The organism is Mesorhizobium sp. M0898 (assembly GCF_040319695.1).
Lineage (GTDB): Bacteria > Pseudomonadota > Alphaproteobacteria > Rhizobiales > Rhizobiaceae > Mesorhizobium.
Genome location: NZ_JAMYOE010000002.1, coordinates 95,681 through 119,630, shown reverse-complemented (window position 1 = coordinate 119,630; position 23,950 = coordinate 95,681). Strand labels below are relative to the sequence as shown.

At 65.0% G+C, this 23,950-nt stretch carries 26 protein-coding genes; 12 read left to right on the top strand and 14 right to left on the bottom strand.

What is annotated here, in order from left to right; translation table 11 throughout:
• The first annotated feature begins 19 nt into the window (after nucleotides 1-19).
• The 3 genes from NKH90_RS03630 (at nucleotide 20) to NKH90_RS03620 (ending at nucleotide 3,055) form a co-directional block, all read left to right on the top strand.
• On the top strand, nucleotides 20-724 hold the full coding sequence (locus NKH90_RS03630) for an ROK family protein (RefSeq protein WP_352470758.1): 705 nt from the start codon (nucleotides 20-22) through the stop codon (nucleotides 722-724).
• A gap of 164 nt (nucleotides 725-888) precedes the next feature.
• Nucleotides 889-1,356 carry a Ros/MucR family transcriptional regulator gene (locus NKH90_RS03625; RefSeq protein WP_352470759.1) on the top strand — a complete coding sequence of 156 codons (468 nt, stop codon included), beginning with the start codon at nucleotides 889-891 and terminating at the stop codon, nucleotides 1,354-1,356.
• A gap of 457 nt (nucleotides 1,357-1,813) precedes the next feature.
• Nucleotides 1,814-3,055 carry an MFS transporter gene (locus NKH90_RS03620; RefSeq protein WP_352683747.1) on the top strand — a complete coding sequence of 414 codons (1,242 nt, stop codon included), beginning with the start codon at nucleotides 1,814-1,816 and terminating at the stop codon, nucleotides 3,053-3,055.
• On the opposite strand, the gene NKH90_RS03615 is transcribed toward NKH90_RS03620, so the two are convergent.
• The 6 genes from NKH90_RS03615 to hemC form a co-directional block, all read right to left on the bottom strand.
• Entirely contained in the window at nucleotides 3,056-3,772 is a 717-nt protein-coding gene (locus tag NKH90_RS03615; protein WP_292657163.1) for a glutamine amidotransferase, read from the bottom strand.
• Between the two features lie 18 nt (nucleotides 3,773-3,790).
• A complete protein-coding gene (locus tag NKH90_RS03610) occupies nucleotides 3,791-4,270 on the bottom strand; it encodes a tellurite resistance TerB family protein (protein ID WP_352470762.1) in 480 nt (159 codons plus the stop codon).
• Between the two features lie 39 nt (nucleotides 4,271-4,309).
• Complete coding sequence (locus NKH90_RS03605; protein ID WP_352817366.1) at nucleotides 4,310-5,917, bottom strand: heme biosynthesis protein HemY; 1,608 nt, start codon at nucleotides 5,915-5,917, stop codon at nucleotides 4,310-4,312.
• 8 nt (nucleotides 5,918-5,925) lie between these two features.
• Nucleotides 5,926-7,416 carry a COG4223 family protein gene (locus NKH90_RS03600; protein ID WP_352817362.1) on the bottom strand — a complete coding sequence of 497 codons (1,491 nt, stop codon included), beginning with the start codon at nucleotides 7,414-7,416 and terminating at the stop codon, nucleotides 5,926-5,928.
• Between the two features lie 324 nt (nucleotides 7,417-7,740).
• Nucleotides 7,741-8,448 carry a uroporphyrinogen-III synthase gene (locus NKH90_RS03595; protein WP_352817359.1) on the bottom strand — a complete coding sequence of 236 codons (708 nt, stop codon included), beginning with the start codon at nucleotides 8,446-8,448 and terminating at the stop codon, nucleotides 7,741-7,743.
• Between the two features lies 1 nt (nucleotide 8,449).
• Complete coding sequence (hemC, locus tag NKH90_RS03590; RefSeq protein WP_352817356.1) at nucleotides 8,450-9,376, bottom strand: hydroxymethylbilane synthase; 927 nt, start codon at nucleotides 9,374-9,376, stop codon at nucleotides 8,450-8,452.
• Nucleotides 9,377-9,470: 94 nt separating this feature from the next.
• Here hemC and tsaD point away from each other — a divergent pair, with 94 nt between their 5' ends.
• The 6 genes from tsaD to NKH90_RS03560 all read left to right on the top strand — a co-directional run bounded on the left by tsaD (nucleotide 9,471) and on the right by NKH90_RS03560 (nucleotide 13,610).
• Nucleotides 9,471-10,556 (top strand): tRNA (adenosine(37)-N6)-threonylcarbamoyltransferase complex transferase subunit TsaD, encoded by a 1,086-nt coding sequence (tsaD, locus tag NKH90_RS03585; RefSeq protein ID WP_352540951.1) that lies wholly within the window; start codon nucleotides 9,471-9,473, stop codon nucleotides 10,554-10,556.
• Nucleotides 10,553-11,563, top strand: a complete 1,011-nt coding sequence (locus tag NKH90_RS03580) for an NAD(P)H-dependent glycerol-3-phosphate dehydrogenase (RefSeq protein ID WP_352613161.1) — start codon at nucleotides 10,553-10,555, stop codon at nucleotides 11,561-11,563. Before tsaD ends, NKH90_RS03580 begins: the two co-directional genes overlap by 4 nt.
• Nucleotides 11,564-11,589: 26 nt before the next feature.
• Complete coding sequence (locus tag NKH90_RS03575) at nucleotides 11,590-11,886, top strand: YciI-like protein (protein WP_352470768.1); 297 nt, start codon at nucleotides 11,590-11,592, stop codon at nucleotides 11,884-11,886.
• 180 nt (nucleotides 11,887-12,066) lie between these two features.
• Complete coding sequence (locus NKH90_RS03570) at nucleotides 12,067-12,492, top strand: EVE domain-containing protein (protein ID WP_352817351.1); 426 nt, start codon at nucleotides 12,067-12,069, stop codon at nucleotides 12,490-12,492.
• Nucleotides 12,489-13,145, top strand: a complete 657-nt coding sequence (locus NKH90_RS03565; RefSeq protein WP_352817348.1) for a class I SAM-dependent methyltransferase — start codon at nucleotides 12,489-12,491, stop codon at nucleotides 13,143-13,145. The genes NKH90_RS03570 and NKH90_RS03565 overlap by 4 nt, the downstream gene beginning before the upstream one ends.
• A gap of 48 nt (nucleotides 13,146-13,193) precedes the next feature.
• Nucleotides 13,194-13,610 (top strand): DUF1761 domain-containing protein, encoded by a 417-nt coding sequence (locus tag NKH90_RS03560; RefSeq protein ID WP_352817345.1) that lies wholly within the window; start codon nucleotides 13,194-13,196, stop codon nucleotides 13,608-13,610.
• Between the two features lie 3 nt (nucleotides 13,611-13,613).
• Here NKH90_RS03560 and gcvA read toward each other — a convergent pair whose 3' ends face one another.
• Nucleotides 13,614-14,534: a transcriptional regulator GcvA gene (gene gcvA / locus NKH90_RS03555; RefSeq protein WP_352817342.1), complete on the bottom strand. Its 921-nt coding sequence runs from the start codon at nucleotides 14,532-14,534 to the stop codon at nucleotides 13,614-13,616.
• 162 nt (nucleotides 14,535-14,696) lie between these two features.
• Between gcvA and NKH90_RS03550 the strand changes: the two genes are divergently transcribed.
• The gene (locus NKH90_RS03550) at nucleotides 14,697-14,945 is read left to right on the top strand and encodes a hypothetical protein (RefSeq protein WP_352817338.1); all 249 of its coding nucleotides are present in this window, start codon (nucleotides 14,697-14,699) and stop codon (nucleotides 14,943-14,945) included.
• A 110-nt stretch (nucleotides 14,946-15,055) separates the two neighbouring features.
• On the opposite strand, the gene NKH90_RS03545 is transcribed toward NKH90_RS03550, so the two are convergent.
• Complete coding sequence (locus NKH90_RS03545; RefSeq protein ID WP_352817781.1) at nucleotides 15,056-15,592, bottom strand: L,D-transpeptidase family protein; 537 nt, start codon at nucleotides 15,590-15,592, stop codon at nucleotides 15,056-15,058.
• Between the two features lie 144 nt (nucleotides 15,593-15,736).
• On the opposite strand from NKH90_RS03545, the gene NKH90_RS03540 reads away from it, so the two are divergent.
• Together NKH90_RS03540 and NKH90_RS03535 are read left to right on the top strand one after the other, a co-directional pair.
• Nucleotides 15,737-16,420, top strand: a complete 684-nt coding sequence (locus NKH90_RS03540) for a response regulator transcription factor (RefSeq protein ID WP_023680479.1) — start codon at nucleotides 15,737-15,739, stop codon at nucleotides 16,418-16,420.
• A gap of 125 nt (nucleotides 16,421-16,545) precedes the next feature.
• On the top strand, nucleotides 16,546-17,001 hold the full coding sequence (locus NKH90_RS03535) for a cyclic nucleotide-binding domain-containing protein (protein WP_352817336.1): 456 nt from the start codon (nucleotides 16,546-16,548) through the stop codon (nucleotides 16,999-17,001).
• 46 nt (nucleotides 17,002-17,047) lie between these two features.
• Here NKH90_RS03535 and NKH90_RS03530 read toward each other — a convergent pair whose 3' ends face one another.
• The 6 genes from NKH90_RS03530 to NKH90_RS03505 all read right to left on the bottom strand — a co-directional run bounded on the left by NKH90_RS03530 (nucleotide 17,048) and on the right by NKH90_RS03505 (nucleotide 23,774).
• A complete protein-coding gene (locus tag NKH90_RS03530) occupies nucleotides 17,048-17,941 on the bottom strand; it encodes a sugar phosphate isomerase/epimerase family protein (protein WP_352817333.1) in 894 nt (297 codons plus the stop codon).
• A 110-nt stretch (nucleotides 17,942-18,051) separates the two neighbouring features.
• On the bottom strand, nucleotides 18,052-18,990 hold the full coding sequence (locus NKH90_RS03525) for an ABC transporter substrate-binding protein (RefSeq protein ID WP_352470775.1): 939 nt from the start codon (nucleotides 18,988-18,990) through the stop codon (nucleotides 18,052-18,054).
• 86 nt (nucleotides 18,991-19,076) lie between these two features.
• Nucleotides 19,077-20,054, bottom strand: a complete 978-nt coding sequence (locus NKH90_RS03520) for an ABC transporter permease subunit (protein WP_502894527.1) — start codon at nucleotides 20,052-20,054, stop codon at nucleotides 19,077-19,079.
• Between the two features lie 20 nt (nucleotides 20,055-20,074).
• Nucleotides 20,075-21,619: a sugar ABC transporter ATP-binding protein gene (locus NKH90_RS03515; protein ID WP_352470777.1), complete on the bottom strand. Its 1,545-nt coding sequence runs from the start codon at nucleotides 21,617-21,619 to the stop codon at nucleotides 20,075-20,077.
• On the bottom strand, nucleotides 21,616-22,995 hold the full coding sequence (locus tag NKH90_RS03510; protein ID WP_352817328.1) for an FGGY-family carbohydrate kinase: 1,380 nt from the start codon (nucleotides 22,993-22,995) through the stop codon (nucleotides 21,616-21,618). Before NKH90_RS03510 ends, NKH90_RS03515 begins: the two co-directional genes overlap by 4 nt.
• A complete protein-coding gene (locus NKH90_RS03505) occupies nucleotides 22,992-23,774 on the bottom strand; it encodes a DeoR/GlpR family DNA-binding transcription regulator (protein WP_023680486.1) in 783 nt (260 codons plus the stop codon). The genes NKH90_RS03510 and NKH90_RS03505 overlap by 4 nt, the downstream gene beginning before the upstream one ends.
• Between the last annotated feature and the right edge of the window lie 176 nt (nucleotides 23,775-23,950).

The following is a 23,950-nucleotide window of genomic DNA, read 5'->3' as shown; positions in this document are numbered from 1 at the left end:
TTTCTGGGAGGCGAAGGCGATGGCCAAGGCGGTGAGGCACCCGGCATCGGAGGAAGAAAAGATCGTGCTTGCGATCGATATCGGCGGCTCGCACGTCAAGATCCGCACCAGTGCCGGCGGCGACGAGCGCAAGACCGCTTCCGGACCGGAGCTTACGCCGCAGCAGATGGTCGCGGCGGTGAAGACGCTCGCCGAAGGGCTGCACTACGATGTTGTCTCGATGGGCTATCCGGGCCCGGTGCACCACAACCTGCCGCTGACCGAACCCGCCAATCTCGGCAAGGGCTGGGTCGGCTGCGATTTCGCCGCCGAGTTCGGCAAACCGGTCAAGGTCGTTAACGATGCGCTCATGCAGGCCATCGGCAGTTATGAGGGCGGCCGCATGCTGTTCCTTGGCCTCGGCACCGGCCTTGGGGCCGCGATGATCGTCGATAACGTTGCCCAGCCGATGGAGCTTGCCCATCTTCCCTACAAGAAGCGCGGCAGTTTCGAAGACTATGTCGGCGAACGCGGCCTGCAAAAGCGCGGCAAGAAGAAATGGCGCAAACACGTCTTCGACATGGTCGACCGGCTTCGCGCCGCCATGCAGCCGGACTACGTGGTCATCGGCGGCGGCAATGTCGACGAACTCACCGACTTGCCCGCCGATTGCAGACGCGGCGACAACACACGCGCCTTCGAGGGCGGATTTCGACTATGGCGCGACAAATCCCTGATTATTTGATATTGCTGATTGTCTGATATTATCGAGCACCGGCTCAGGGTTGTTAATCCCGCGCTGCCGTTAGTATTATTATTCAAAATAATGTGTGACGTGGTGCGGCGTCATTGCATTGCGCAGATTTGCCGACTAGGAATTTCTGCGACCCCCATGGACGGAGAGATAGATTGACCGACGACAACAACAACGCTCGCAAAAATATCGACCTGCTCGAGCTGACCGCCCATATCGTGTCCGCCTATGTCGAGAAGAACCGCTTGCCGGCTTCCGGCCTCGGCGATCTCATCGCCAGCGTCAGCGCTGCCATAGGCGGCCTCGGGCAACCGGCTGTGCCGGTCGCCGCGCCGCTGACGCCTGCCGTCAATCCCAAGAAATCGGTGACGCCGGACTACATCATCTGTCTCGAGGACGGCAAGAAGTTCAAATCCTTGAAGCGCCATATCGGCGTTCATTTCGGGCTGACGCCCGACGCCTATCGCGCCAAATGGGGCCTGCCGTCGGACTACCCGATGGTCGCCCCCAACTACGCGGCCTCGCGTTCGCAGCTTGCCAAGGCGATCGGCCTCGGCCGCAAAGCCCCGCCCGCGCCCACGCCCGTCAAGGGTAGGGGCAGGAAGGCCAAGGCGACGGCCTAAAGCATCGTTCGAAGCCCTGCAAACGCAAGCCTCGAAGATTGGCGGGACAGCGCCCCCCTCTGTCCTGCCGGACATCTCCCCCTCAAGGGGGGAGATCAGCTGCCTCGCCGATGGCGCTACGCTTTAAACGTACAAATCTTTGAACGTACAAATTGCCTTCGAAGCCGGAGACTGGCGAAGGACGTCGCGACGTCCAATCTCCCCCCTTGAGGGGGAGATGTCCGGCAGGACAGAGGGGGGCGCGAAGGAACTCGACCTGCGCGCCAAATAACCCTCTCCATCTCCGCCGAGCGTGGTTGCCGCCTGCAATTGGTATGGCAGCCTGAAAAAAGCTGGAGCCACGCCGGATTTTTGCGCGCGCCCTGCGCCGAACTGCGCTAAAGGCTTTTTTGGCCGGACCAGCGCCCATCGAGGAAGTGCCCCGCCGGCCGACATAGCCGCCACGGGGCCTTATTCCATGACCACAGAATCCCAAGTACCATCCGACCAGCGCTATGCCGCCTTTCGCCATCGGCCGTTCCTGAGCTACTGGGCGGCGCGCTTCCTTTCGACATTCTCCACCCAGATCGTGTCGGTCGCCGTCGGCTGGCAGATCTACGATCTGACCCGCGACCCGTTCGACCTCGGCCTTGTCGGCATCGTCCAGTTCCTGCCTTCGCTGCTGCTGGTGCTGGTCACCGGCGACGTTGCCGATCGTTTCGGGCGCCGTCTGATCATGGCGCTGGCGGTGCTGGTCGAGGCGGGCTGCGCCTTGGCCCTGCTGCTGCTGACGCTACGCGGCCTCTCCGGGCCGATGCCGGTCTTCATCGTGCTCGCCATGTTCGGCATCGCGCGCGCCTTCTTCGGGCCGGCCTCCTCATCGCTGTTCGCCAATCTGGTGCCGCCCGAGGATTTCGCCAACGCCATCGCCTGGAACTCGTCCGCCTGGCAGACGGCAACCATCGTCGGGCCGGTCGCCGGCGGCCTGCTCTACGGGCTTTCAGCCGAAGCCGCCTACACCACCGCCGCCGTGCTGATGCTGGTTGCCGCCGTGCTGATCTTCACCATCCCGAAGCCTGCCCAGCGCAGCCGGACCGACAGGCCGACGGTACAGACCCTGTTCGCCGGCTTCGGCTATATCTGGAGCGAAAAGATCGTGCTCGGCGCGATTTCGCTCGATCTGTTTGCGGTGCTCCTGTCCGGCGCCTCGGCGCTGCTGCCGGTCTACGCGCGCGATATCCTCGAACTCGGCCCATGGGGGCTCGGCCTGTTGCGCTCGGCGCCCGGCGTCGGCGCCATCTGCGTCGCCATCTGGCTGGCCGGACACCCGATCCGCAACCATGCCGGCCTTGTCATGCTCGCCTTCGTCGCGCTGTTCGGCGCATTCACGGTTCTGTTCGGCCTCTCGACCATCACCTGGCTGTCGATTGCGGCCCTTGCGCTGCTCGGCGCCACCGACATGTTCAGCGTCTATATCCGCGAGACGCTGATCCAGCTGTGGACGCCGGACGACGTTCGCGGCCGCGTCAACGCTGTCAACCAGGTGTTTGTCGGCGCTTCCAATGAGCTCGGCGAATTCCGCGCCGGTACGATGGCGGCGTTGATCGGCACGGTTCCGGCCGTGGTGGTCGGGGGTGTCGGGGCGATCGCCGTTGCCGGCCTATGGGCGGTGCTGTTCCCGCAGCTGCGCAAGGTGCGTCATCTCAGGGGGCGAAACTGATTACCGCAGCGCCGGCTTGCCGAAAATCATCGGCAGGAACTCGCCGAGCCAGCGCTTGAGGTGCATGTCCCAGATCAGCCGGCCGCCGAGATGGTCGCGGCCGGGCTGCGCGCCGGGCAGTTCGAAGCGGTGCGCGCCGCGCACCACCCAGCGCTGCATCATCGCCCGGGTCAATTCGCCATGGAACTGGATGCCCCAGGCATTGTCGCCATAGCGGAAGGCCTGGTTGGGATAGGTTTCGGCCGTCGCTAATAGCGTCGCGTCCTTCGGCAGCGAAAACCCTTCGCGATGGAACTGATAGACCATCTCCGGCCAATGCATCAGCCTGCTGCCCGCTTCGGTCGCCTTCAGCGGATACCAGCCGATTTCGACGAGGCCTTCGCCGTGGCCCTCGACCCTGCCGCCAAGATGCTTGACCAGCATTTGCGCGCCGAGGCAGATGCCAAGCAGCGGCCGGTTCTCGTTGAGCGGAATTTTGAGCCAGTCGGTCTCGCGGCGGACGAACTCGTCGCCGTCATTGGCGCTCATCGGCCCGCCGAACACCACGGCGCCGGCATGGCCATCCAGCGTCTGCGGCAAGGCCTCGCCGAGCGGCGGTCGGCGGATGTCGAGGTCGAAGCCTTCCTCGATAAGCATATGGCCGACCCGTCCGGGGCTCGAATGCTCCTGATGCAGCACGATCAGGATCTTTGGTCTCGGACTTGGCTTGGGCGGCATTGGAAGGCGGGATCCTGTCTATTCGTCGCTTGAGGTTCCGGCAGCACCAGGAGCCGCGGCGGCCGCCTTGAGGCGCGCCTCGACACGGTCGCGACGTTCGACGCCGATCAGCTCGGCGACCCGCCACACGGTATTGTCCTCGAGCTCGTGCAGCTCGCCATCGGCATAGACGATCTCCCACATCAGGCCGATGAAGGCCTTTCGCGCCTCGGCGTCGAGATGGCGCTTGAGCACGCTGGTGAAGGCGTAGAGGTCGATCGCCTCATTGTCGGCCCGCTCGCCGGCAGCCGCCAACGCGTCGAGTTCGTCACCGCTGATCGAGTAGCTTTCCGCCAGCACCTTCTTGAACCGTTCCCATTCGCTATCCTGGCGCACCCCGTCGGCGTTCATCACGTGGAAAAGCAGGGCGGACGCGGCAATGCGCGGATCGTCGGCGCTGGGGCTGGCGCCACCACCGGACGGCAGATCCCTTAGAAACGACAAAACGCGTTCGAACATCAAATCATTCCCAATAAGCCCGGGTCCACTCGACCCTGATCAGAACAAACGAAACCGGCGCGTCGATTTATCCGCCGCGTCGTCTGGATCGACGCCGGGGTCGTCGGGCAGCCGCGTCAGCTCCTGCGCCGGCTCGACGGCCTCGGCATCTTCCGGCACTTGGGCAAACGCCGCCGCGGTGATTGGTGTCACATGATCCTCGCCGGCACGGTCGTCCGTCTTTTCCTCGGTCGCTGTGCCCGGTGTCTCCGCCGTGTGCTCGATCGTCCCGGCTCTTTCCTGTACCGGCCCGGCTGGAGCCGCGATGGCCGGCACCGGCGCCTCCGGCGTATCCTCATGACCGTCGATCAACTGCCCGAGCCGCTCCATCGGCGCCCGCCATTCGAATGCATCGAGCCTGCCGGTGATCGGCGATACCGGAGCCCAGCGTTCGGAGACGACACCATCGGCAACCCAGGCCGGGTCGCGCGGCGCTCTCACCGCCTTCGACAGCAACTGCCGCACCTTGCCCTGGTCGCCGGTCTCGGCCTCCTCGATATCGGCCAGCAGCAGATAGGCGCCTTCGCGGCGATCCATGCGGATCGCGGCTTCCGCCTCGCGGCGGGCGGTTGAAAAATCCTGCGCATCCAGCGCGGCGCGCGCCACGGCAAGCGAGGACTCGGCATGGTTCTTCTTCAGCTCCTGCAGCTTCTTTGCCCGGTTCAGCCGGTCGAGCACGGCATCGCCCGGCCTGGCATGGGTGTAGAGCTCGGCGATCTCGGGATGCGGCTCGGCCTTCCACCCCGCCTCGAGGATTTTCGAGCCTTTGCGCACGTCGTTCTGTCTAAACAGCAATTTCGCCGCGACGACCGCCGCCGGTGCAAAATCCGGCCGCAGCCGGTTGGCTTCGAGCGCCGCCGCCCTTGCGGCATTGGCATCGCTGTCGATCAGCGCCTGCGCCTTGGCGGTCAGCAGCACGGCGCGGCGGCGGTTGGCGGCGTCACGCTCGATCTGCCGGGTCGACTTCTGGGCGTCGACCAGTTTCAGCGCGCCATCCCAGTCGCCGCGTCCAGTCAGGTCTTCCAGCGTCGATTCGGCCGCCCAGGCCAGTTGCGGCGCCACCGCCGCGGCACGGCCGGCATAGTGGCGGGCTGCGTTGCGGTCGCCGAGCCGCTCGGCCTCGAGATAAAGCCCGCGCAGGCCGAGCAGCCGCATTTCGGGATCATCGAGCATGGTCTCGAACTTTTCGCGGGCGCCTTCATGGTCGCCTTCGAGCAGCGAGGCCTGCGCGTCGAGCAGCTGGATCAGTGGCTCCTGATCGGAGCGGATCAGCTTTGCCGCTTCCTTGGTCTTCTTGCGGGCGAGCGCGCCGTCACCGGCCCCGGCGGCGATCATCCCGGTCGACAGCGCCTGGTAGCCGCGGTCGCGGCGACGCACGCGGAAATAGCGCGAGATCGTATAGGGGCTGTTCCACAGCGCCTTGATCACCCACCAGACGATCATCACCGCGGCAACCACGGCAACGACCGCCACCGCCGCGACCATCAGGCTGACCTGGTATTGATAGCCGTTGAAGGTGACGAGCATTTCGCCCGGCCGGTCGGCCAGCCAGGCGAAGCCGAGCCCGAGCGCAAAGACGACGGCAAGGAAGGCGAGGATGCGGATCATTGGGTTCCTCACGCCTTCATTGCGCCGGCGATGAGCGAATCGATCTGCGTCTCGACCTCCATCCGCGCTTTCAGCTTGCCGGCAAAGTCGGCGCCGGCGGCCTTGGCCGCCTCAGGCAGGGTTTCGTATTCGCTGAGCGCCTTGGCGTAGTCGCCCTGGTTGACCGCGACCTCCATGCGCGCGACGGTTTCCGGAACGCCGGTGCCTTCGACGGCGCCGATCGGCCTGACCTTGACCAGCGATTCGGCGCTGGACAGCAGCTTCTGCAGGATGCCGGCATTCTGGTCGATGGGCGTCGCGGCAGCGACCATCGCGTTGGCGGCGGCGTCCGCTTCGGCGGCGATCTCGGAGCGCATCGGGACGCCCTTTTCGGCATAGGTGCGCAACGTCGCGATCTCGGGTGCATCGGGTGAGATCGCGGCAAAGGTTTCGAGCTCGGCGGCGAACGGTGCACCACGGTCGAGCGCTGCCTTGAGCGCCGAAGCGGCAATGGCCAGTGCGATCTTCGGCTGCGAAGCCTGTGCATCGACCTTGCTCGAGATCTGTGAAACCGACTGTTCCAGGGCCGCAAGCCGGCTGTCCTGCGCCTTTGTCGTCTCGCCGGCCGATTTCACCAGCGCATCGAGCGCGGCCAGCCTGTCGTTGAGCGGGCCGAGATCGACCGGCGCCGTACCGCCGGCTTTGCCGAGGGCCGCAACCGCCGTCTCGATCTGCCTTACCTTGTCGCCAAGTGCCGCCAGGCCGGCATTGTCGCCGGCACCGCCTTGCTCGACCGCCGACTTCAACGTCGCGACGTCCGCCCTGACCTGATCCAGCGCCGACGACAGCCCGTCCACCTTGGCCGATGCGTCATTGTTGGCGCCGGCCTGTCTGAGGTCCGCGACCTCGCGTTTCAGCGAAACGATCTCACCATTGATCGCGTCGAGCGACACGCCGCCCGTCCCCGGCGCACCGAGCAGGCCGGCAAATTGCAGCCCGCCGGCCGCGGCGAGGGCGATGACGCCGCCGATAATACCGGCGGCGATGCCGTTGATGCCGCTTCGCTTCGGCTGCGCTGCCATATGGTCGTCCCTCGTCTCAGCTGTCTTCTCGCCGGAACCTGGGATCCTCGGTTCGTTGGCCCCGGTTCCGCTGGATGCATCTTCGAAGCTGTAATCGGAAACCGCGGAGCGCCCGGCCGGCGCATCCGAACCGGCGGGATAAGGGGTTTCCGCTTCCCTGGCAGAATCGTCGCCGGCGTCCGCCGGCTCTTGCGTGCCGGCCGGCGCGGCTGCGTCGGCATGTTCCCATGGCTCGAGATCGGTCTGGTCCGCATGCACCGGCTCTTCAGGTGGCTCGGGCTGCGAGGCGTTCGCCGCTTCCTCGGCCCGCGCCTCGTCGGTCTGCGAGGTCACGGCATCCTGTTTGTCGGCGACTCGCGAGACGGCGCCAGGCTCAATCTCGATGGTCACCGGCTCACGGCGGCTCTTGGAATGCCGCATCTTCGGCGTCTTGACCATGCTCGGGCTCCGCAAAATTCGCTTCGGGATGGTTGAAAGGGTCTAGCACATCACCAAGCGGTGAAAAGGGGCGGCGTGATGACGCCACGGCTTGGAGTTCAGTTTTGGCAAAACGCCGCAGGGCCGAATCCACGTTTCAAGCCAAGGCCCATGCTCGGCACACAAAAAACCCGCCTCGGCGGGCGGGTCGTTGGAGCCAATTGGCACCATAGCCAAATTAGTAGCATAGCTGCCGGCACAAAGCAAGAACAAAATGTGCCCGAGAACAATCGCCTGAGTTTGGCGCCGCCCCTCGAGGACGGCACAGAGCCGCCGCTAATGCCATCAGCGCGGCGCCTGCAAAAGTCCCAGCAGCGCGTCCTCGCTGGGCTCAGGCGCAATCCGGATCTCGGCTACATCGCCCAAGGCCGCGGCGATGCGCCCCGATAATCCGAAAAAGCGCGTTTTTTCAAAAACACCGCGCAGCACCGGCCGGCTAGCCAGGGCCTGCATAGCGGTGGCCGCCTTGGCCGAGTAGAGCAGCACCGCCTCGACCGGCCGGGCGGACAGGCGCGCAAGAACGGCCTCGTCGGAGTAATCCAGGACAACGGTGTCGTAGGTCTCGACGGCGCGGATCTGAACGCCCGACGCCAACAGCCCTTCCTCGAAGCCGGGAAATCTTACCCGCCCGCAGAGATAGACGATCGTCTGCCCCGCGTAAGCGCCAGCAAGCGCATCGGCCAGCGCCTCGGCATTGCCCGGGCCTTCGCTGACCGACAGAAACCCGGCAGCGCGGGCGGCTTCCGCCGTCTTCCTGCCGACGGCGTGGCACGGCAAGCCGGCGAGCGCCGCGATGACCTCTTTCGGCGCATGGCGAACGGCATTGGCGCTGGTGACCGCGACCGCCGCGGCGTCAGCGAGCGCGCCGGCATCGACCGGCAGCGTCACGGTTCCGGTCAATGGCAGCAGGATCGGCTGAAAGCCGGCATCCGCAAGCCGGCGCCCCGTGCGCGACGCGCCCGGTTCGGGCCTCGTCACCAGGACGCGGAGCATGTCAGGTCCAGCCATCGAAGAATGTTTCGCCGGCCTTGGCCCGAACGGTCGCCGCGGCTTCCGCGCCAATGCGCGCCGCCTCCTGCGCCGGCCCTTGCAGCCTGACTTCATGCGACTGCGTGCCATCGGGCGAGATGATCAGCCCGGCAAAGGAAACCGTTCCGCCCGATATCGTCGCATGTCCGGCGATCGGCGTGCGGCAGGACCCGTCGAGCGCCGCCAGGAAGGCGCGCTCGCAGGCCAGCGCCTCGCCGGTCGGCCCGTCGTGGATCGCTGCCAGCATCTGTTCCACGTCGCGGTCTCCGATGCGGCTTTCGATGCAGATCGCGCCTTGCCCCGGCGCCGGCGGAAAGACCTCGAGCGGCATCAGGTCGGTGACGACGTCTTCGAGCCCGAGCCGCTTCAGCCCGGCATAGGCGAGGATGGTGCCGTCGGCGATGCCGTCGTCGAGCTTGCGCAGCCGCGTCTGCACATTGCCGCGAAACATCACCACTTCGACGTCCGGCCGCATCCGCCGGATCAGCGCCTGGCGCCGCAGCGACGACGAACCGACCCTGGCGCCTTGCGGCAGGCCGGCAATCGTTCGCGCCGCCTTGCCGATGAAGGCATCGCGCGCGTCCTCGCGCGGCAGGAACGCGGACAGTTCGAGCCCCTCGGGCAACAGCGTCGGCATGTCCTTCGACGAATGCACGGCGATGTCGATGCGGCGCGCCAGCAGCGCCTCCTCGATCTCCTTGGTGAACAGGCCCTTGCCGCCGGCTTCCGACAGCGGCCGGTCCTGGATGCGGTCGCCGGTGGTCGAGATGACAACCACCTCGAAAGCTTCCGCCGGCATGCCGTGCGCCGCCATCAGCCGCGCCTGCGTTTCATGCGCCTGCGCCAGCGCCAGCGGGCTGCCGCGTGTTCCGATTCTCAAGGTTGTTTGCATGACGCGTCGTCCGTGATAACCCCCGGCAGGTTTTCGGGCTTTCTCCTATCGGGGAAAGGCCGGTTGCACAATCATCGAGGACAGCGACGAATTGATCCGCGTTCTGGGCATCGAGACGAGTTGCGACGAGACCGCCGCCAGCGTGGTGGCGCTGGACGGTCGCAGCACGCCGCAAATCCTGTCGAACATCGTGCTCAGCCAGATCGAGGAGCATGCTGCTTTCGGCGGCGTCGTGCCGGAGATCGCCGCGCGCGCCCATGTCGAGGCGCTCGACGGCATCATCGAGGCAGCGCTGGCCGATTCCGGCGTCGAGCTCGCCGACATCGATGCGATTGCCGCCACCGCCGGCCCCGGTCTTGTCGGCGGGCTGATCGTCGGCCTGATGACGGCCAAAGCAATCGCCGCGGCAGCAAAAAAACCGCTGATCGCCATCAACCATCTCGAAGGCCACGCGCTGACGGCCAGGCTGACCGACGGGCTCGACTTTCCCTACCTCTTGCTGCTGGTCTCCGGCGGCCATACCCAGATCGTCGCCGTGCGCGGCGTCGGCGACTACCAGCGCTGGGCGACGACGATCGACGACGCGCTTGGCGAAGCCTTCGACAAGACGGCCAAGATGCTCGGCCTGCCCTATCCGGGCGGACCGAATGTCGAGAAGGCGGCGGCAACCGGTGACGCGACGCGTTTCGCCTTTCCGCGCCCGATGAAGGGCTCCGTGCAGCCCGATTTTTCCTTCTCCGGCCTCAAGACCGCGGTGCGCCAGGCGGCAACCGCGATTGCCCCGCTGAGCGACCAGGATGTCGCCGATATCTGCGCCTCGTTCCAGGCGGCGGTCGCGGATGCGCTGGGCGACCGTGTTGCGCGGGCGCTGACCCGGTTCCGTCAGCAATTCCCGGACAAGGCCGAGCCTGCATTGGTTGTCGCCGGCGGCGTCGCCGCCAATCGGACCATCAAGGCGACATTGCAGGGCCTGTGCGAGCAGGCCGGGTTCAGCTTCGTCGCGCCGCCGCTTAACCTCTGCACCGACAATGCGGCGATGATCGCCTGGGCCGGCATCGAGCGCTTGCGCGCCGGCATATCAGGTGAAAACGCCGCCGATTTCGTGCCGCGCTCGCGCTGGCCGCTGGACAGCGTCTCGGCCCCGATGGTCGGCTCGGGCCGGCGTGGGGCCAAGGCATGACCGGCAGCGAGCACAAGGCGCCAAGCGGCTGGCGCGTCGCCGTGCTCGGCGGCGGCGCCTGGGGCACGGCGCTGGCGCTGGCCACGCTGCGCGCCGGTCATTTCGTCCGCCTCTATGCGCGCGACCCGGAGACCGTCGCGGCGGTCGACCGTGGCGAAAATCCGCGCTATCTGCCGGGCATCGCGCTTGATCCCGGCATCGTGGCGACGAGCGACATCGAGGCGGCGCTCGACGGTGCCGACTGCGTTCTGGCGGTAGCGCCGGCGCAATCGTTACGGATTATGCTGACGGCCGCGTCCAGCCATATGCCGGAAGGGGTCCCGCTGGTCCTCTGCGCCAAGGGCATCGAGCGCGACACCGGCGCGCTGCTATCGTCCATCACCGAGGAAATACTGCCGGCAAATCCGGTCGCCGCTTTGTCCGGCCCAAGCTTTGCCACCGACGTCGCCAGGGGCCTGCCGACGGCCGTCGTGGTCGCCGCCCGCGACGAGGCTCTGGCCACCGACCTTGCCGCCCGCTTCTCGGCGGAAAATCTGCGCTGTTATTCGAGCGACGACCTGATCGGCGTCGAGATCGGCGGCGCGCTGAAGAACGTCTTTGCCATTGCCGCGGGTGCCGTCACCGGCGCCGGGCTCGGTGCCAGCGCCCAGGCGGCTATGGTGACGCGCGGCTTCGTCGAATTGCGCCGCATCGGCGCCGCCTTTGGCGCCAGGCCGGAGACGCTGATGGGGCTTTCCGGCCTCGGCGACCTGCTGCTCACCTGCTCGTCCGCGCAGTCGCGCAATTTCGCCTATGGGCTGGCGCTGGGGCAAGGCAAGCCGCTTGTCGGCTTGCCTTTGGCCGAAGGCGTGCCGACTGCGGCAATCGCCGCCCGCATCGCCGGCGAGCGCCGGATCGACGCGCCGATCATCGCCGCCGTCGCCGCCATACTGGACGGCACCATAACCATAGACCAGGCTGTGTCGGCGTTGATGACAAGGCCACTCAAGACCGAAACCGACATGTAATCGCGAACGATTGCGGAGATGGAAAGATGCTGTTTGCGTTGATTTGCAAGGACAAGCCAGGAAGCCTGCAGGTGCGGCTCGACACGCGGCCCGAGCACATTGCCTTTCTGGAAGGGCTGAACGGCGACAAGAAACTGGGTTTCGCCGGCCCTTTCCTCGACGCCGACGGCAAGCCGGACGGCAGCCTTGTCGTTGTCGAGGCGCCCGATCTGGCGGCGGCAAAAGCCCTGTCGGCGGCCGATCCCTATACCAAGGCAGGGCTGTTCGAAAGCGTCGAAATCCGGCAATGGAACTGGAGCTTCAACAAACCTGTGAGTGAATGATCGTTCGTTCGCCCTGCCCCTCATCCGCCTGCCGGCACCTTCTCCCCGTGAAGAACGGGGAGAAGGGAGAAGCTCCAGCGCTGGCGACCCCTCTCCCCGTCCTTACGGGGAGAGGGTAAGGGTGAGGGCAGCGCCAACGCTGGATAGCGACAAACCGACAACGGCAACGGGACAACTGAGATGAACTACTGGCTGTTCAAATCCGAACCTTCGGTCTTCTCCTTCGAGGACCTCAAGGCCAAGGGCAAGGCCGGCACGCAATGGGACGGCGTGCGCAATTATGCGGCGCGCAACAACATGACGGCAATGCAGATCGGCGATCTCGGCTTCTTCTACCATTCCAATGACGGGCTGGACATCGTCGGCATCGCCGAAGTCTGCGCTCTGGCCCATCAGGACAGCACCACCGACGATCCCCGCTGGGAGTGCGTCGACATCCGCGCCTTCAAGGCCATGCCGAAGCCGGTGACGCTGGAGCAGGCCAAGGCCAATCCAAAGCTGGCCGACATGGCGCTGGTGCGACTCGGGCGGCTGTCCGTGCAGCCGGTGACGCCGGCCGAATGGCAAGAGGTTTGCCGCATGGGCGAACTGACGCCGGCGCCATGACGGCGCTGACGCCGGACAGCGCCAGGAAATTCATCCTCGACAACACGGCGCTGATGGCGCCGCCGCATGTGCCGGAGATCCGCCTGCACCTGGCCGACGAGGCGCACGAACTGTGGCAGCGGACCGAGGACGAGCTGACCGAAATCGGCCTGCCGCCACCCTTCTGGGCTTTCGCCTGGGCCGGCGGCCAAGGCCTTGCCCGCTACATCCTCGACAATCCGGCGGCGGTGCGCGGCAAGCGCGTGCTGGACTTCGCCTCCGGCTCCGGCCTTGTCGCCATTGCCGCGGTGAAGGCCGGAGCTGCCGAGGTGATCGCCGCCGATATCGACCCATTCTGCGCGACCGCGATCCGCCTCAATGCCGAGGCAAATGGAACCGAGATAAAATTCCTCATCGGTGACTGCATCGGCAGCGATGCCGGCTGGGACGTGGTGCTGGCCGGCGACGTCTTCTACGACAAAACTTTCGCCGACAGGCTGATGCCGTGGTTCGTCGCGCTGAAGGCGCGCGGCGGCGACATCCTCGTCGGCGATCCCGGCCGTTCCTATCTGCCGAGGGCGGGACTGGAACCGCTTGCCGTCTATGAAGTGGCGGTGACCCGGGCGCTGGAGGACGCCGAGGTCAAGCGCACCACCGTCTGGCGCCTTGCTTGACGGCATCGCCGAACAGGCGTTCCATCGCGCAATCGACCGGAGGGAACCATGGATTTTTCAGCAATCAATTGGCTGGCGGTAATCGTCGCCGCCGTCGTGGCGTGGCTGTTCGGCGGGGCCTGGTACATGGGCTTGAGCAAGCCGTGGCTGAAGGCCGCCAAGCTTGATCCGGCGACCATGAGCAAATCGATGCTGCCCTTCGTCGTCTCCTTCGTCGCGGAGCTCGTCATGGCGCTGGTCATGTCGCTGATCATCGGCGCCGTGACCGGCGGCGAACCGAGCCTGCTTGCCGGGGTGATCTTCGGCTTCGTTCTCTGGCTGGGGTTCGTCGCCACCACGCTTTCGGTCAACCATCGCTACGAAGGCTTCGGCTGGGATCTGACGCTCATCGATGTCGGTCACTGGCTCGGCGTGCTGCTTCTCATCGGCGCGGTGATCGGCTGGTTCGGCGCGGCGGCGGGCTGAACGTCAGGTCGGGGTCCTGGCGACTTCCTCGAGGAGCCAATCGCGAAAGGCGACGATGCGCGCATCGTTCGCCGCAGTCTCCGGATAGACCAGGAAATAGGCGAATTCGGGCGCGACCTTGATGCCGAGTTCGAACGGCCGGATCAGCCTACCTTCTGAAAGGTCGTTCGCCACCATGGCGAAATCGGCGAGCGCGACCGCGTTGCCGTCGAGCGCGGCCTGGACGGCATCCGTCGAATTGCCGAACACGATGGTCCGGCTGTCGTCGAAATCGTCGACGCCCGCCGCCGCCATCCACATGCTCCAGTTCGGCCAGGTGACGCCCTGGCGCGACCACTCGATATGGGCCAGCGTATGGTGGAACAGGTCGCGCGGCTCCTTGAGCGGCGGCCCTGACCGCAGCAAGGCCGGGCTGCAGACGGGGATGATGACGTTTTCGAACAGCCGGTGCGAGCGAAGCCCCGGATATTTGCCGGTGCCGAAACGGATGCCGAGATCGACGTCGTCGCGATCGAAGTCGCGCACCTCGTAACTGATGTCGAAACGCAGCTCGATTGCCGGATGCTGTTTGCGAAAATCGTCGACGCGCCGCATCAGCCACTTCGTCGCGAATTGCGCATCGAGGGTGACCTTCAGCAGCGCCGATCCGCGCGCCGCCTTCTGCGCCCGTGAGACGGCCCGGCCAAGCAGGTCGAGCGCATCGGTCGAAGCTTCGAACAGCACCGCGCCCGCCTCGGTCAGCCGGATCGTGCGGCTGGTGCGTGTGAACAGCACGATGCCGAGCTGATCCTCGATTTCCTTGATCTGATGGCTGACCGCTGCCGGCGTCAGGCCGAGCTCGTCGGCGGCGCGGGTGAAATTGAGGTGCCGGGCCGCTGCCTCCAGCGTCCGCAGCGCACGGGTTCCAGGCAGCAGGCGCGCCATCAGTGCCAGGCGAGGAGGGTTCGGTCGAGCATTCCAATCCTCAAACAGAACTTGAAGATGCAGAAAAAACTACTCGTTTCCCGTTTGAATTTCAATCCGCCATGATCTGAGCATCGAAGAAACATCAAACCGGATTTGATGTCCGGAGAAGCGGATTGCACCATGTCTGACATCGCCTTGCGCTCGGTAACCCTCCGCCCGGCCTGGCTGCGCGCCATGCTTGACTGGCTTCGGCACGCAAAAATCGCGGTCAGTCTTCCCTACGAAAATGTCGAGGATCTCTCCGATCGCCAGCTTCGCGACATCGGCGGCGAACGCAAGGACATCGCACGCGCCATGGACCGCGAACTCGGCCGGCTCGGCCTTCTCGACATCGGCTGGCAGAGGCCGAGGAAGCGGATAGGGCAGTAGTGAATGGTGAATGGTGAATGGTGAATGGTGAATGGGAAGCTAGGCGGTGCGCCTGCACATGTCCCTAACCGATCGCTTCTCACCACTCACTATTCACCACTCACTATTCACTACCTTACCACCCTTACCACCGTCCGCTCCGACAGCAGCGGCAGCAGCCGTGCCATGGTGCGGGCCGTTACCGCGACGCAGCCTTGCGTCGGCGTGAAGCCGGGGCGCGCCAGGTGGAAGAAGATGGCGCTGCCGCGCCCGCGCCGGCGCGGCACAATGTTCCAGTCCAGCACCAGGCAGGCGTCATAGAGATCGTCGGTGCGCAGCATCCGCTCATGGCTGGCGCCATAGGGGATTTTGACCGGGCGGTTGTAGTTGCGGTCCCCAGGCACTTCGCACCAGCCGAGGTCGCGGCCGATCGGCGTCATCGCCAGCCGCGTCCGGCGGCCGCCGGCAAAACGGTCGCCGCGAAAATATCCCGACAATATCCGCATCGAGGCAAGCGGCGTGGCGCCGTCGCCCTCGCGCTTGCCGGTCGAGATGCCGCCATGCCCGAGCGCACATGGAAACACCAGTTTGCCGGCCTGCAGAAAGCCCTGGCTGGGTTGGCCGGGGCGCGCGCGCACGGTGAGCACGGTGAGCCCTTTCGGCAAAATTGCGCCGACTGCATTGCGATCGTGTTTTTTCTTGTATGATCGTGCCACGGAACAAATCACTGTGAACGGCTGTTGTGCCGGTCAGCTTCCGCATAAACAGGCAGCGGTCAACTGAAATCTCTTTTCAAAACAACGGATTGATCCATGACTTCACGCACCATTCTGATCGTCGACGACGATGACGACCTGCGCGGCACCCTTGTCGAGCAATTGTCGCTTTATGAGGAATTCGATGTCCTGCAGGAAGCGACCGCCGCCAAAGGCGTCGCCACGGCGCGTGGCGGGCTCATCGACCTGCTCATCATGGATGTCGGCCTGCCCGACATGGATGGCCGCGAGGCGGTAAAGATATTGCGCAAGGGCGGCTACAAGGCGCCGATCATCATGCTGACCGGCCATGATACCGATTCCGACACCATCCTTGGCCTCGAGGCCGGCGCCAACGACTATGTGACGAAGCCGTTCCGTTTTGCCGTGCTGCTGGCCCGCATCCGCGCGCAGTTGCGCCAGCACGAACAGAGCGAGGACGCCACTTTCTCGGTCGGCCCCTACACGTTCAAGCCCAGCCAGAAGCTTCTGATCGACCCGCGCGGCGCCAAGGTGCGGCTGACCGAAAAGGAAGCCTCGATCATCAAATATCTCTACCGTGCCGACCAGAAGGTGGTGACCCGCGACGTGCTGCTGGAGGAAGTCTGGGGCTACAATTCCGGCGTCACCACGCATACGCTCGAAACTCACGTCTACCGGCTGCGCCAGAAGATCGAGCGCGATCCTTCCAACGCGGAAATTCTCGTGACAGAAAGCGGCGGCTACAAGCTGGTTCCTTAAACATTTCATTATTCAAATAAGCGATCCGGGCGGGGCGCTTTTCGGGTACGGTCCTGAGGCTGGAGGTGGTTTTGGATCGGCCTCGTAGGGGAGGAGTCGGACTGACGGTTCGGGGACATAGCTAGATGGCGCTGGATGACGACATCCGCATCCTGTCCACCGTGAGGCTCTTCGAGGGCTTTACGCAGGAACAGCTGCGTCTGCTCGCCTTCGGCGCCGAAACCACCATGTTGAAAGCCGACCACAAGCTTTACCGCGAGGACGACGAGGCTGATTCGGCCTACATCGTGGTCAGCGGCCGCATCGTCCTCTACCGCGAGCACGACGGCGAGCGCATCCCGATCGGCACCGTCGGCCCCGGCACCATACTCAGCGAACTGGCGCTGATCGCCGACACCAACCGGCTGACCAGCGCCTCCGCCGAAATCGATTCGGAAGTGCTGCGGCTCAGCCGCAAGATGTTCCGCCGCATCCTCGAGGAATACCCGGAGCTGGCGGTTCACTTGCACCAGCGCATTTTGGAGGATTTCCAGGCGATGATCCGCCGCATCGAGGAACTTGGGCCGCGTTTTGCCGGCTAATATAGCGCCTCTGGCCTAACCAGATCGACTTCGGAACTGCGAGGGCTCAGGGCCGGTGCGTTGCGGAAACAAGCTCGGCCTTGCGCCGTGCCGTCTCCAGTCCGAGCGCAATGAAGCGGCGCGCATGCTTGGCCAGCTCCATATTGTCGGTCCACAGATTGCGCCAGATCGCGGTTTTCCGCGACAGGTTCTCGTCGACGATTTCCGACGAGAAAGATTCGAAGCTGAGGTCGTCGCTGTAGCCGATTGCGGTCAGCGCGTCGAATATCGCGGCAAAATCGATATTGCCGGTGCCGAGGTAGCCGCGATGGCTCTCGCCGATATGGACATAGCCGATCTTCCCGACCGCATTGCGAATGGCCAGGCCGACATCGGCCTCCTCGATGTTCATATGGAAGCTGTCGAGATGCAGGAAGATGTTGTCGGAGCCGCTGTCCGCGATGAAGGCCATGCCTTGCGCGGCAGTGTTGAGCAGATTGCTTTCGAAGCGGTTGACGATTTCGAGGTTGAGGGTGACGCCGGCTGATTTTGCCGTGTCCGCCACCTCGGCCAGCGTGCCGGCGCTGCGGTTCCACTGGTCACGCGTCGGCGCCTCGCTCTGCAAGCCGTGGCTGGTGCTGAGTATGCCGGCAACCTTCTGGCCGCCGAGATCGCGGGTCAGCGCGATCGTACGTTCCAGGATTTCGACGCCGTGCGCGGCAATCGTTTTGTCGGCGCTCGAAATATCGCCGTCGGCCGGCAGTCCAATGCTGATCGCAACGCCGAGGCCGAGATCGGCGATCCGCTTGGCCAGGCCGTCAATGTCGACATTGGCGGGGTCGAGATAGGAGAATTCGATCAGGTCGAAGCCGGCTTCCCTGGTGTTGGCCAGCGTCCGCTCGAGGTCGCCCTGCGCCGAGCTCGCCGACCAGACGAATGAGTGGATTCCGATGCGCGACATGATCGTCTCCGGTTATTTCCAGCTGACCCAAGTCCAAAGCGGTTTTGGCAATCCGATGCTCGGACAAAAAGGTGCGGCCGGTGATCCCGGCTGCACCAGGCTTGGGAGGCTTAGCGAGCCGCGGTCCAGCCCTTGTAATCCTTCAAATTGTCGGCCGTGATCAGCTTCGGGTCGAGCAGCACCGTCGGCTCGGCCGGCTTCTTGCCGGCAAGCAGGTCAGCCGCCATCGTCAGCGACTGGCCGGCCATCACATAGGGATCCTGCGAGGCCGAGGCCTTGATCATCGACGTGCCGGAGGCGAGTTCCTTCTCGATATCGGGTGCACCGTCGACCGCGGTGAAGATGAACTCCGAGCGGTTGAGCTGCTTGGCCGCAAGCTGGGCGCCGATCGCCGTCGGATCGTTGATCGCGAAGACCGCGTCGATCTTGTCGAAACGCGTCAGCAGCGACTGGAACACTTTCAGGCCGCCGTCACGCGAGCCTTCGGCGTTCTGGTCGTCGGAAAGGATCTTGATGTCGGGGTGCTTTGCCAGCACGTCCTTGCAGCCCTTGACCCGCTCCAGGATCGACGACGAGGCCGGGCCATTGAGGATGACATAGTCGCCCTTGCCGCCGGTATTATCGACCAGATACTGGCAGGCCTCTTCGCCGGCCTTGACGTTGTTGGTCATCACGGTGACGTCGGCGCCGGGCGCCGAAACGTCGAAAGCGGCAACGACAATGCCGGCCGCCTGCGCCTTCTTCACCGCCGGCGCGATCGCCTTGGCATCGACTGCGTTGAGCATGATGACGTCGACACCGGCAGCGATGAAGGAATCGACCTGCGATACCTGCTTGTTGAGATCGTAGTCGGCCGATACCGAGGTCACCTGCACATTCGGGTTGATCTTCTTGGCCGCGTCCTCGATGCCCTTGATGGTGGCGACGAAGAACGGGTTGCCGAGCAGTCCGACCGAGATGCCGACTTTGTTCAGATCCTTTGCCGATGCCGGCGCGATGACGGCGGCCGCAAGGGCGACGCCGCAGAGCAGTTTAGCGATGGTCTTCATTGTTTTATTTTCCTCCTGATGCCCCGCGCCTCTCACGGTGCGTTACACATGAAACCGGCTCGTTGGATGCCGGCGACTAAGGGCCATCACGTTCTTGCTCCTGCCTGGAGCCGGTAACGGTCGAGGGCGACCGCCACGATGATGACCAATCCCTTGATGATGTACTGCCAGATGTCCGAAACACCGGCGAGGATGAGCCCGTTGGACAGCACGGCGATGATCAGGCCGCCGATCAGCGTGCCCCAGATCGAGCCGACACCGCCGACGAAACTGGTGCCGCCGAGGATGACTGCGGCAATGGCGTCGAGTTCGTAGGACTGGCCGAGCTGAAGCCCGTTGGCGGCATAGAGCCGGGCCGCCGACATGGCGCCGCCAAGGCCGGCCAGAAGGCCGGAAACGCCGTAGACGAAGAGCAGCACCAGCGGCACCTTGATGCCGGTCAGCCTGGCGGCCTCGGCGTTGCCGCCGACGGCGTAGATCCAGGTGCCGAGCACGGTGCGCTTGAGCACCAGCCAGGACAGGACGACGACCGCCAGCGCGATGATTACCAGCCACGGAATGCCGAACAGCGAACCGTTGCCGATGAAGTCGAACGGCAGGTCCGCGTTGAACACCGTCGTGTCCTGGCCGAGCAGGCGGGCGACGCCGCGCACGGCGGTCAGCGATCCCAGCGTGACGATGAAGGGCGGCAGCTTGATATAGGCGATCAGCAGCCCGTTGATGACGCCGAAACCGAGCCCGACGAGAATGGCCGCGGGCACCCCCAGCAGTCCCCAATCGGGCACCAGCGACACCATCACTGCCACCATCGCCGAGGCGGCAAGGATCGAGCCGACGGACAGGTCGATGCCGCCGGTCAGGATGACGAAGGTCATACCGGCGGCCAGCACGATGTTGATCGACGATTGCTGCATGACGATCAGCAGATTGGTCTGGGTGAAAAAGCGCGGATTGATGAACTGGAAGCCGACCGCCAGCAGGATCAGGATCGGCAGCATGCCGAGTGCGGCAATGGCGGTACGCCACCTCGTACTCCTGCCGACCGCCCGGTCGTCCGCTTTCATCGTGTCGGCCACCTTGTCGGTCATCGCTGAGCCGCTCCCGTTGCAAGTTCCATGATCGCTTCCTGCCGCAGCGGCTCGCCCTCCGACGCCGTCACCTCGCCGGCAATGGTGCCGTCGCGCATCACCAGCACGCGGTCGGCGATGCCGATCACCTCCGGCAGTTCGCTGGAGATCATCAGGATGGCGATGCCTTTCTTGGCCAGGTTGTCGATCAGCCGATAGATTTCCGACTTGGCCCCGACATCGACGCCGCGGGTCGGCTCATCGAGGATGACGACCTGCGGCTCGGTTTCCAGCAGGCGGGCGAGCAGCACCTTCTGCTGGTTGCCGCCCGACAGCGAGCCGGCATTGGCCTGCACCGAGCTGGTGCGGATGGAGAGGTCTGACACCGCCTTGGCGGCGCGCTTTTCGGCAGCCGTGAAGTCGCGCAAACCGCCGGCCTTCGCGTCCTTTGCCAGCACGCCCATGCTGATATTGTCGGAGATCGACATGTCGAGAAACAGGCCAAGTTGCTTGCGGTCCTCGGTCAGGTAGGCAATGCCGGCATCGAGCGCCTCGCTCGGCGAACCGATGGATATCGGTTTGCCGCCGAGCTCCAGCGTGCCTGATGTGTGCCTGTCGGCGCCGAAGATCAGCCGTGCCAGTTCGGTGCGGCCCGAGCCGACCAGGCCGGCCAGTGCCAGCACCTCGCCCTTGTGGAGGTCGAAGGAACAATTGTTTATGAGATTGCCGCCCGACATGCCGCGCACCGACAGCGCGATGGCGCGCTTGCTATCCGGCGGACGGTGATCCTTCTTGTAGAACGTCGACAGATCGCGCCCGACCATCATCGATACCAGGCGCGAGGCGTTCAGGTCGGCGCGGTCGAGCGTGCCGACATAGCCGCTGTCGCGTAGCACGCTGACGCGGTCGGCGAGCTGGTAGACCTCTTCCATGCGGTGGCTGATGTAGATGATGGCGATGCCTTGCGACTTCAGCGTCGCAATCACCTCGAACAGCCGGTCGGTCTCACGCGAGGTCAGCGACGTGGTCGGCTCGTCCATGACGATGATGCGCGCATTGGTCGACAGCGCGCGGGCGATTTCCACCAGCTGTCGCTCGCCGAGCGACAGGCTTGCGACCGGAGTGCGCGCCGAGAAGGTCACGCCGAGCCGCGCGATGATCTCGCTGGCGCGCCGATTGCACTGCTCGCGGTCGACAACGCCGAACCGTCGCGGCTCGTTGCCGAGAAAAATGTTCTGCGCTACCGACAGATTAGGCGCCAGCGACAGCTCCTGATAGATGACCGCAATGCCGGCGGCGCGCGCCTTGATCGGGTCGCCCGTCGCGGCCGGCACGCCGTCGATCAGGATTTCGCCGCCGGGGTCCGGCCGGTAGGCGCCGGACAGCACCTTCATCAGCGTCGACTTGCCGGCACCGTTTTCGCCCATCAGCGCGTGCAGCTCGCCGGCGTGAACGGTCAGCGACACATCGTGCAAGGCGCGGATCGCAGCGAACGTCTTGGAGATGTGGCGCATCTCCAGCACCGGCTGGCGCACCGTCTCGATCCGGGCGGCGGCGCTCATCGCGCACCTCCTGCAGCTGCGCTGGCCACAGCCCGGTCGGCGGCAAGGCCGCGCCAGTCGTTGCGATAGCCGGCAAGGCCGCTGAAACTTGCCGCATGCACCGCCTCCGGCGCTTCGGTGGCAAACTCGCGTCCGACGCTTTCGAAGGCAAGTGCGGCAGCACCGGTGGCGCTGCCCTCCAGCGTTGCGCCCTGCAGGAAAGCCTGCCCGGGCCGCAACTGCGCCAGCAACGCGGCAAGCAGCCCGCCATTGTTCAGGCCGCCGTCGACGATCACTGTGTTGTCCGAATGGATCAACTCGAGGCACAAATCGACCATCAGCGCGACATAGAGCAGCGCCATGGCCGCGCGTTCCTCGGCATTGGGCGTACGCCCGACCAGTTCGCCGCGGCGGTGCGGCATCGGGCCGCCGGGCGCGAAGCTCGGCAGCGCCATAATGCCGGCGTCGATCACCCGTTGTATCGATGACGGCGCGATTGCGCCCTGCCAGCCGGCGCTGATCGTGGCGAATTCGCGCCCACCCATGAAGCGGACGGTTGGCACCGGGCCGCCATCGACATCGACATTGACCAGCATGTCGCGCTGGCCGTCGAGTGCGTCGAGCGGGCAGTCGGGATTGAGCACGACCACCCAGGTGCCGGTCGAGACCACGGTCACCGGCCCGAGCTGCTGCCGGCGGTAGGCATGGAGCGCGGCATTGCTGTCGTGGACGCCATTATGGATGGCGACAGGCTTCGCGGCCTGGCCGAAGCACTGCTCGCCGATCACCGCGCCGGCGCGCTCGAAGGCGGGCATCTGGCCGCGCCAGCCCTCGGCATCGACCAGCGAGCTGAAATCGCGTTTGCGCGGCGCCCATAAATGCGAGTGGCAGCCAAGATACGACACTTCCGATACCGGCCGGCCGCCAAACCGCCAGCTCCAATATTGGGGATAGCCGAGGATCGATTTCGCTGCGGCGAAGGCACCGGGCTCCACCTCCTTCAGCCACAACATGTGGCGGCCGTAGTTGAAGCCAAGCGGCAGGCGCGGCGAAAAGGTCTCGGCAAAATCCGGAATGCGGCGGTCGATCTGCGCGGCGATTTCAGCTGGCGGTTCCTGCTCGTAATCGAGGATCGGATGCGTCAGCACGGCTTCGTCGACCAACGCGAAGGTGCAGCCATGGCCGGATACCATCAGCCCTTCCACGCCATGCATGTCGACTGCATTATCGATGGCGCGAGCCGCCCAGTCGTGCAGCGCTGGCTCGTCGAGCACGCTGAAGCCGCCTTTTCGGATCCAGCTCGGCTGGCTGCGGCGCTCGTCGAGTATCTGTCCGTCCTGGCCGAAGACGAACAGCTTCGAATTGGTCTTGCCGAAATCGAGGACGGCGATGTTCACTGGGCGCCTCCCGAGGAAGCCGCGATCCGCACCATGACGCCGGCATCTTCGAGCATGCGGGCATCTGTCTCGGACAGGCCGTCATCGGTGACCAGCGTGCCGATCCGCGACAGCGGCAGTGCCACATTGCGCGCGTGGATAGACAGTTTTCGGCTGTCGGCCAGCACGACGATCTGGTCGGCGCAGAGGCTGAGCTCGACGATCGAGCGGACCAGCAGCGGGTGCGATTCCAGAAGGCCTTCCTGGCCGATGCCTTGCGCGCCGAGAAAGAACTTCGAGGCGTAGAACGGCACCGTCTGCGTCAGCGAATGGATGATGCCCGGCTCGCGGTGCAGTTCGCCGCCGGCGACGGTGAGGCTGCAATGGCCGTGGTCGCTGAGATAGGCCGCGAGCGGCATCGAGTTGGTGTAGAGCCGGATGTTGCGGTCGGCGAGCTTGACGCCGAGATGGAAGCAGGTCGAACCGCCATGCACGATGACCGCGTCACCGTCGCGCACCATGGTGGCGGCGAGAGCGGCGATCTGCCGCTTCGCCTCGACGGCGAGGTCGCGGTTCTCGTCATAGGGCCTGGCATAGGCGACGCCGGCTTGCGAAGCGCCATCGAGCGCCGAGATGCCGCCATAGACCTTGCGCGCTTCGCCGGCCTCGTCGATCTTGTCGATGTCGCGCCGCACCGTCGCCGCCGATACGCCAAGCCGCTCCTGCAGCTCGCGCACCGATGCGAAAGGCCGGTCCCGCAAAAGCTCGACAATCTGACGCTGGCGGCCGGAGTCGCTCAACCCTTACCTCCCAATGCGCTTGCCTCCCAAGCATTTTGCACGGCATTGCCGTTTTGCATGGCAATTGGTGCAACTTACTCAACGGCCCTCGGATTGCAAGCCTGATTTGACGCGATAACATCACTGTTGACGTAACTTGCTCGCATCTGCGATACCAGCATGGGTCTTCGTCCCGG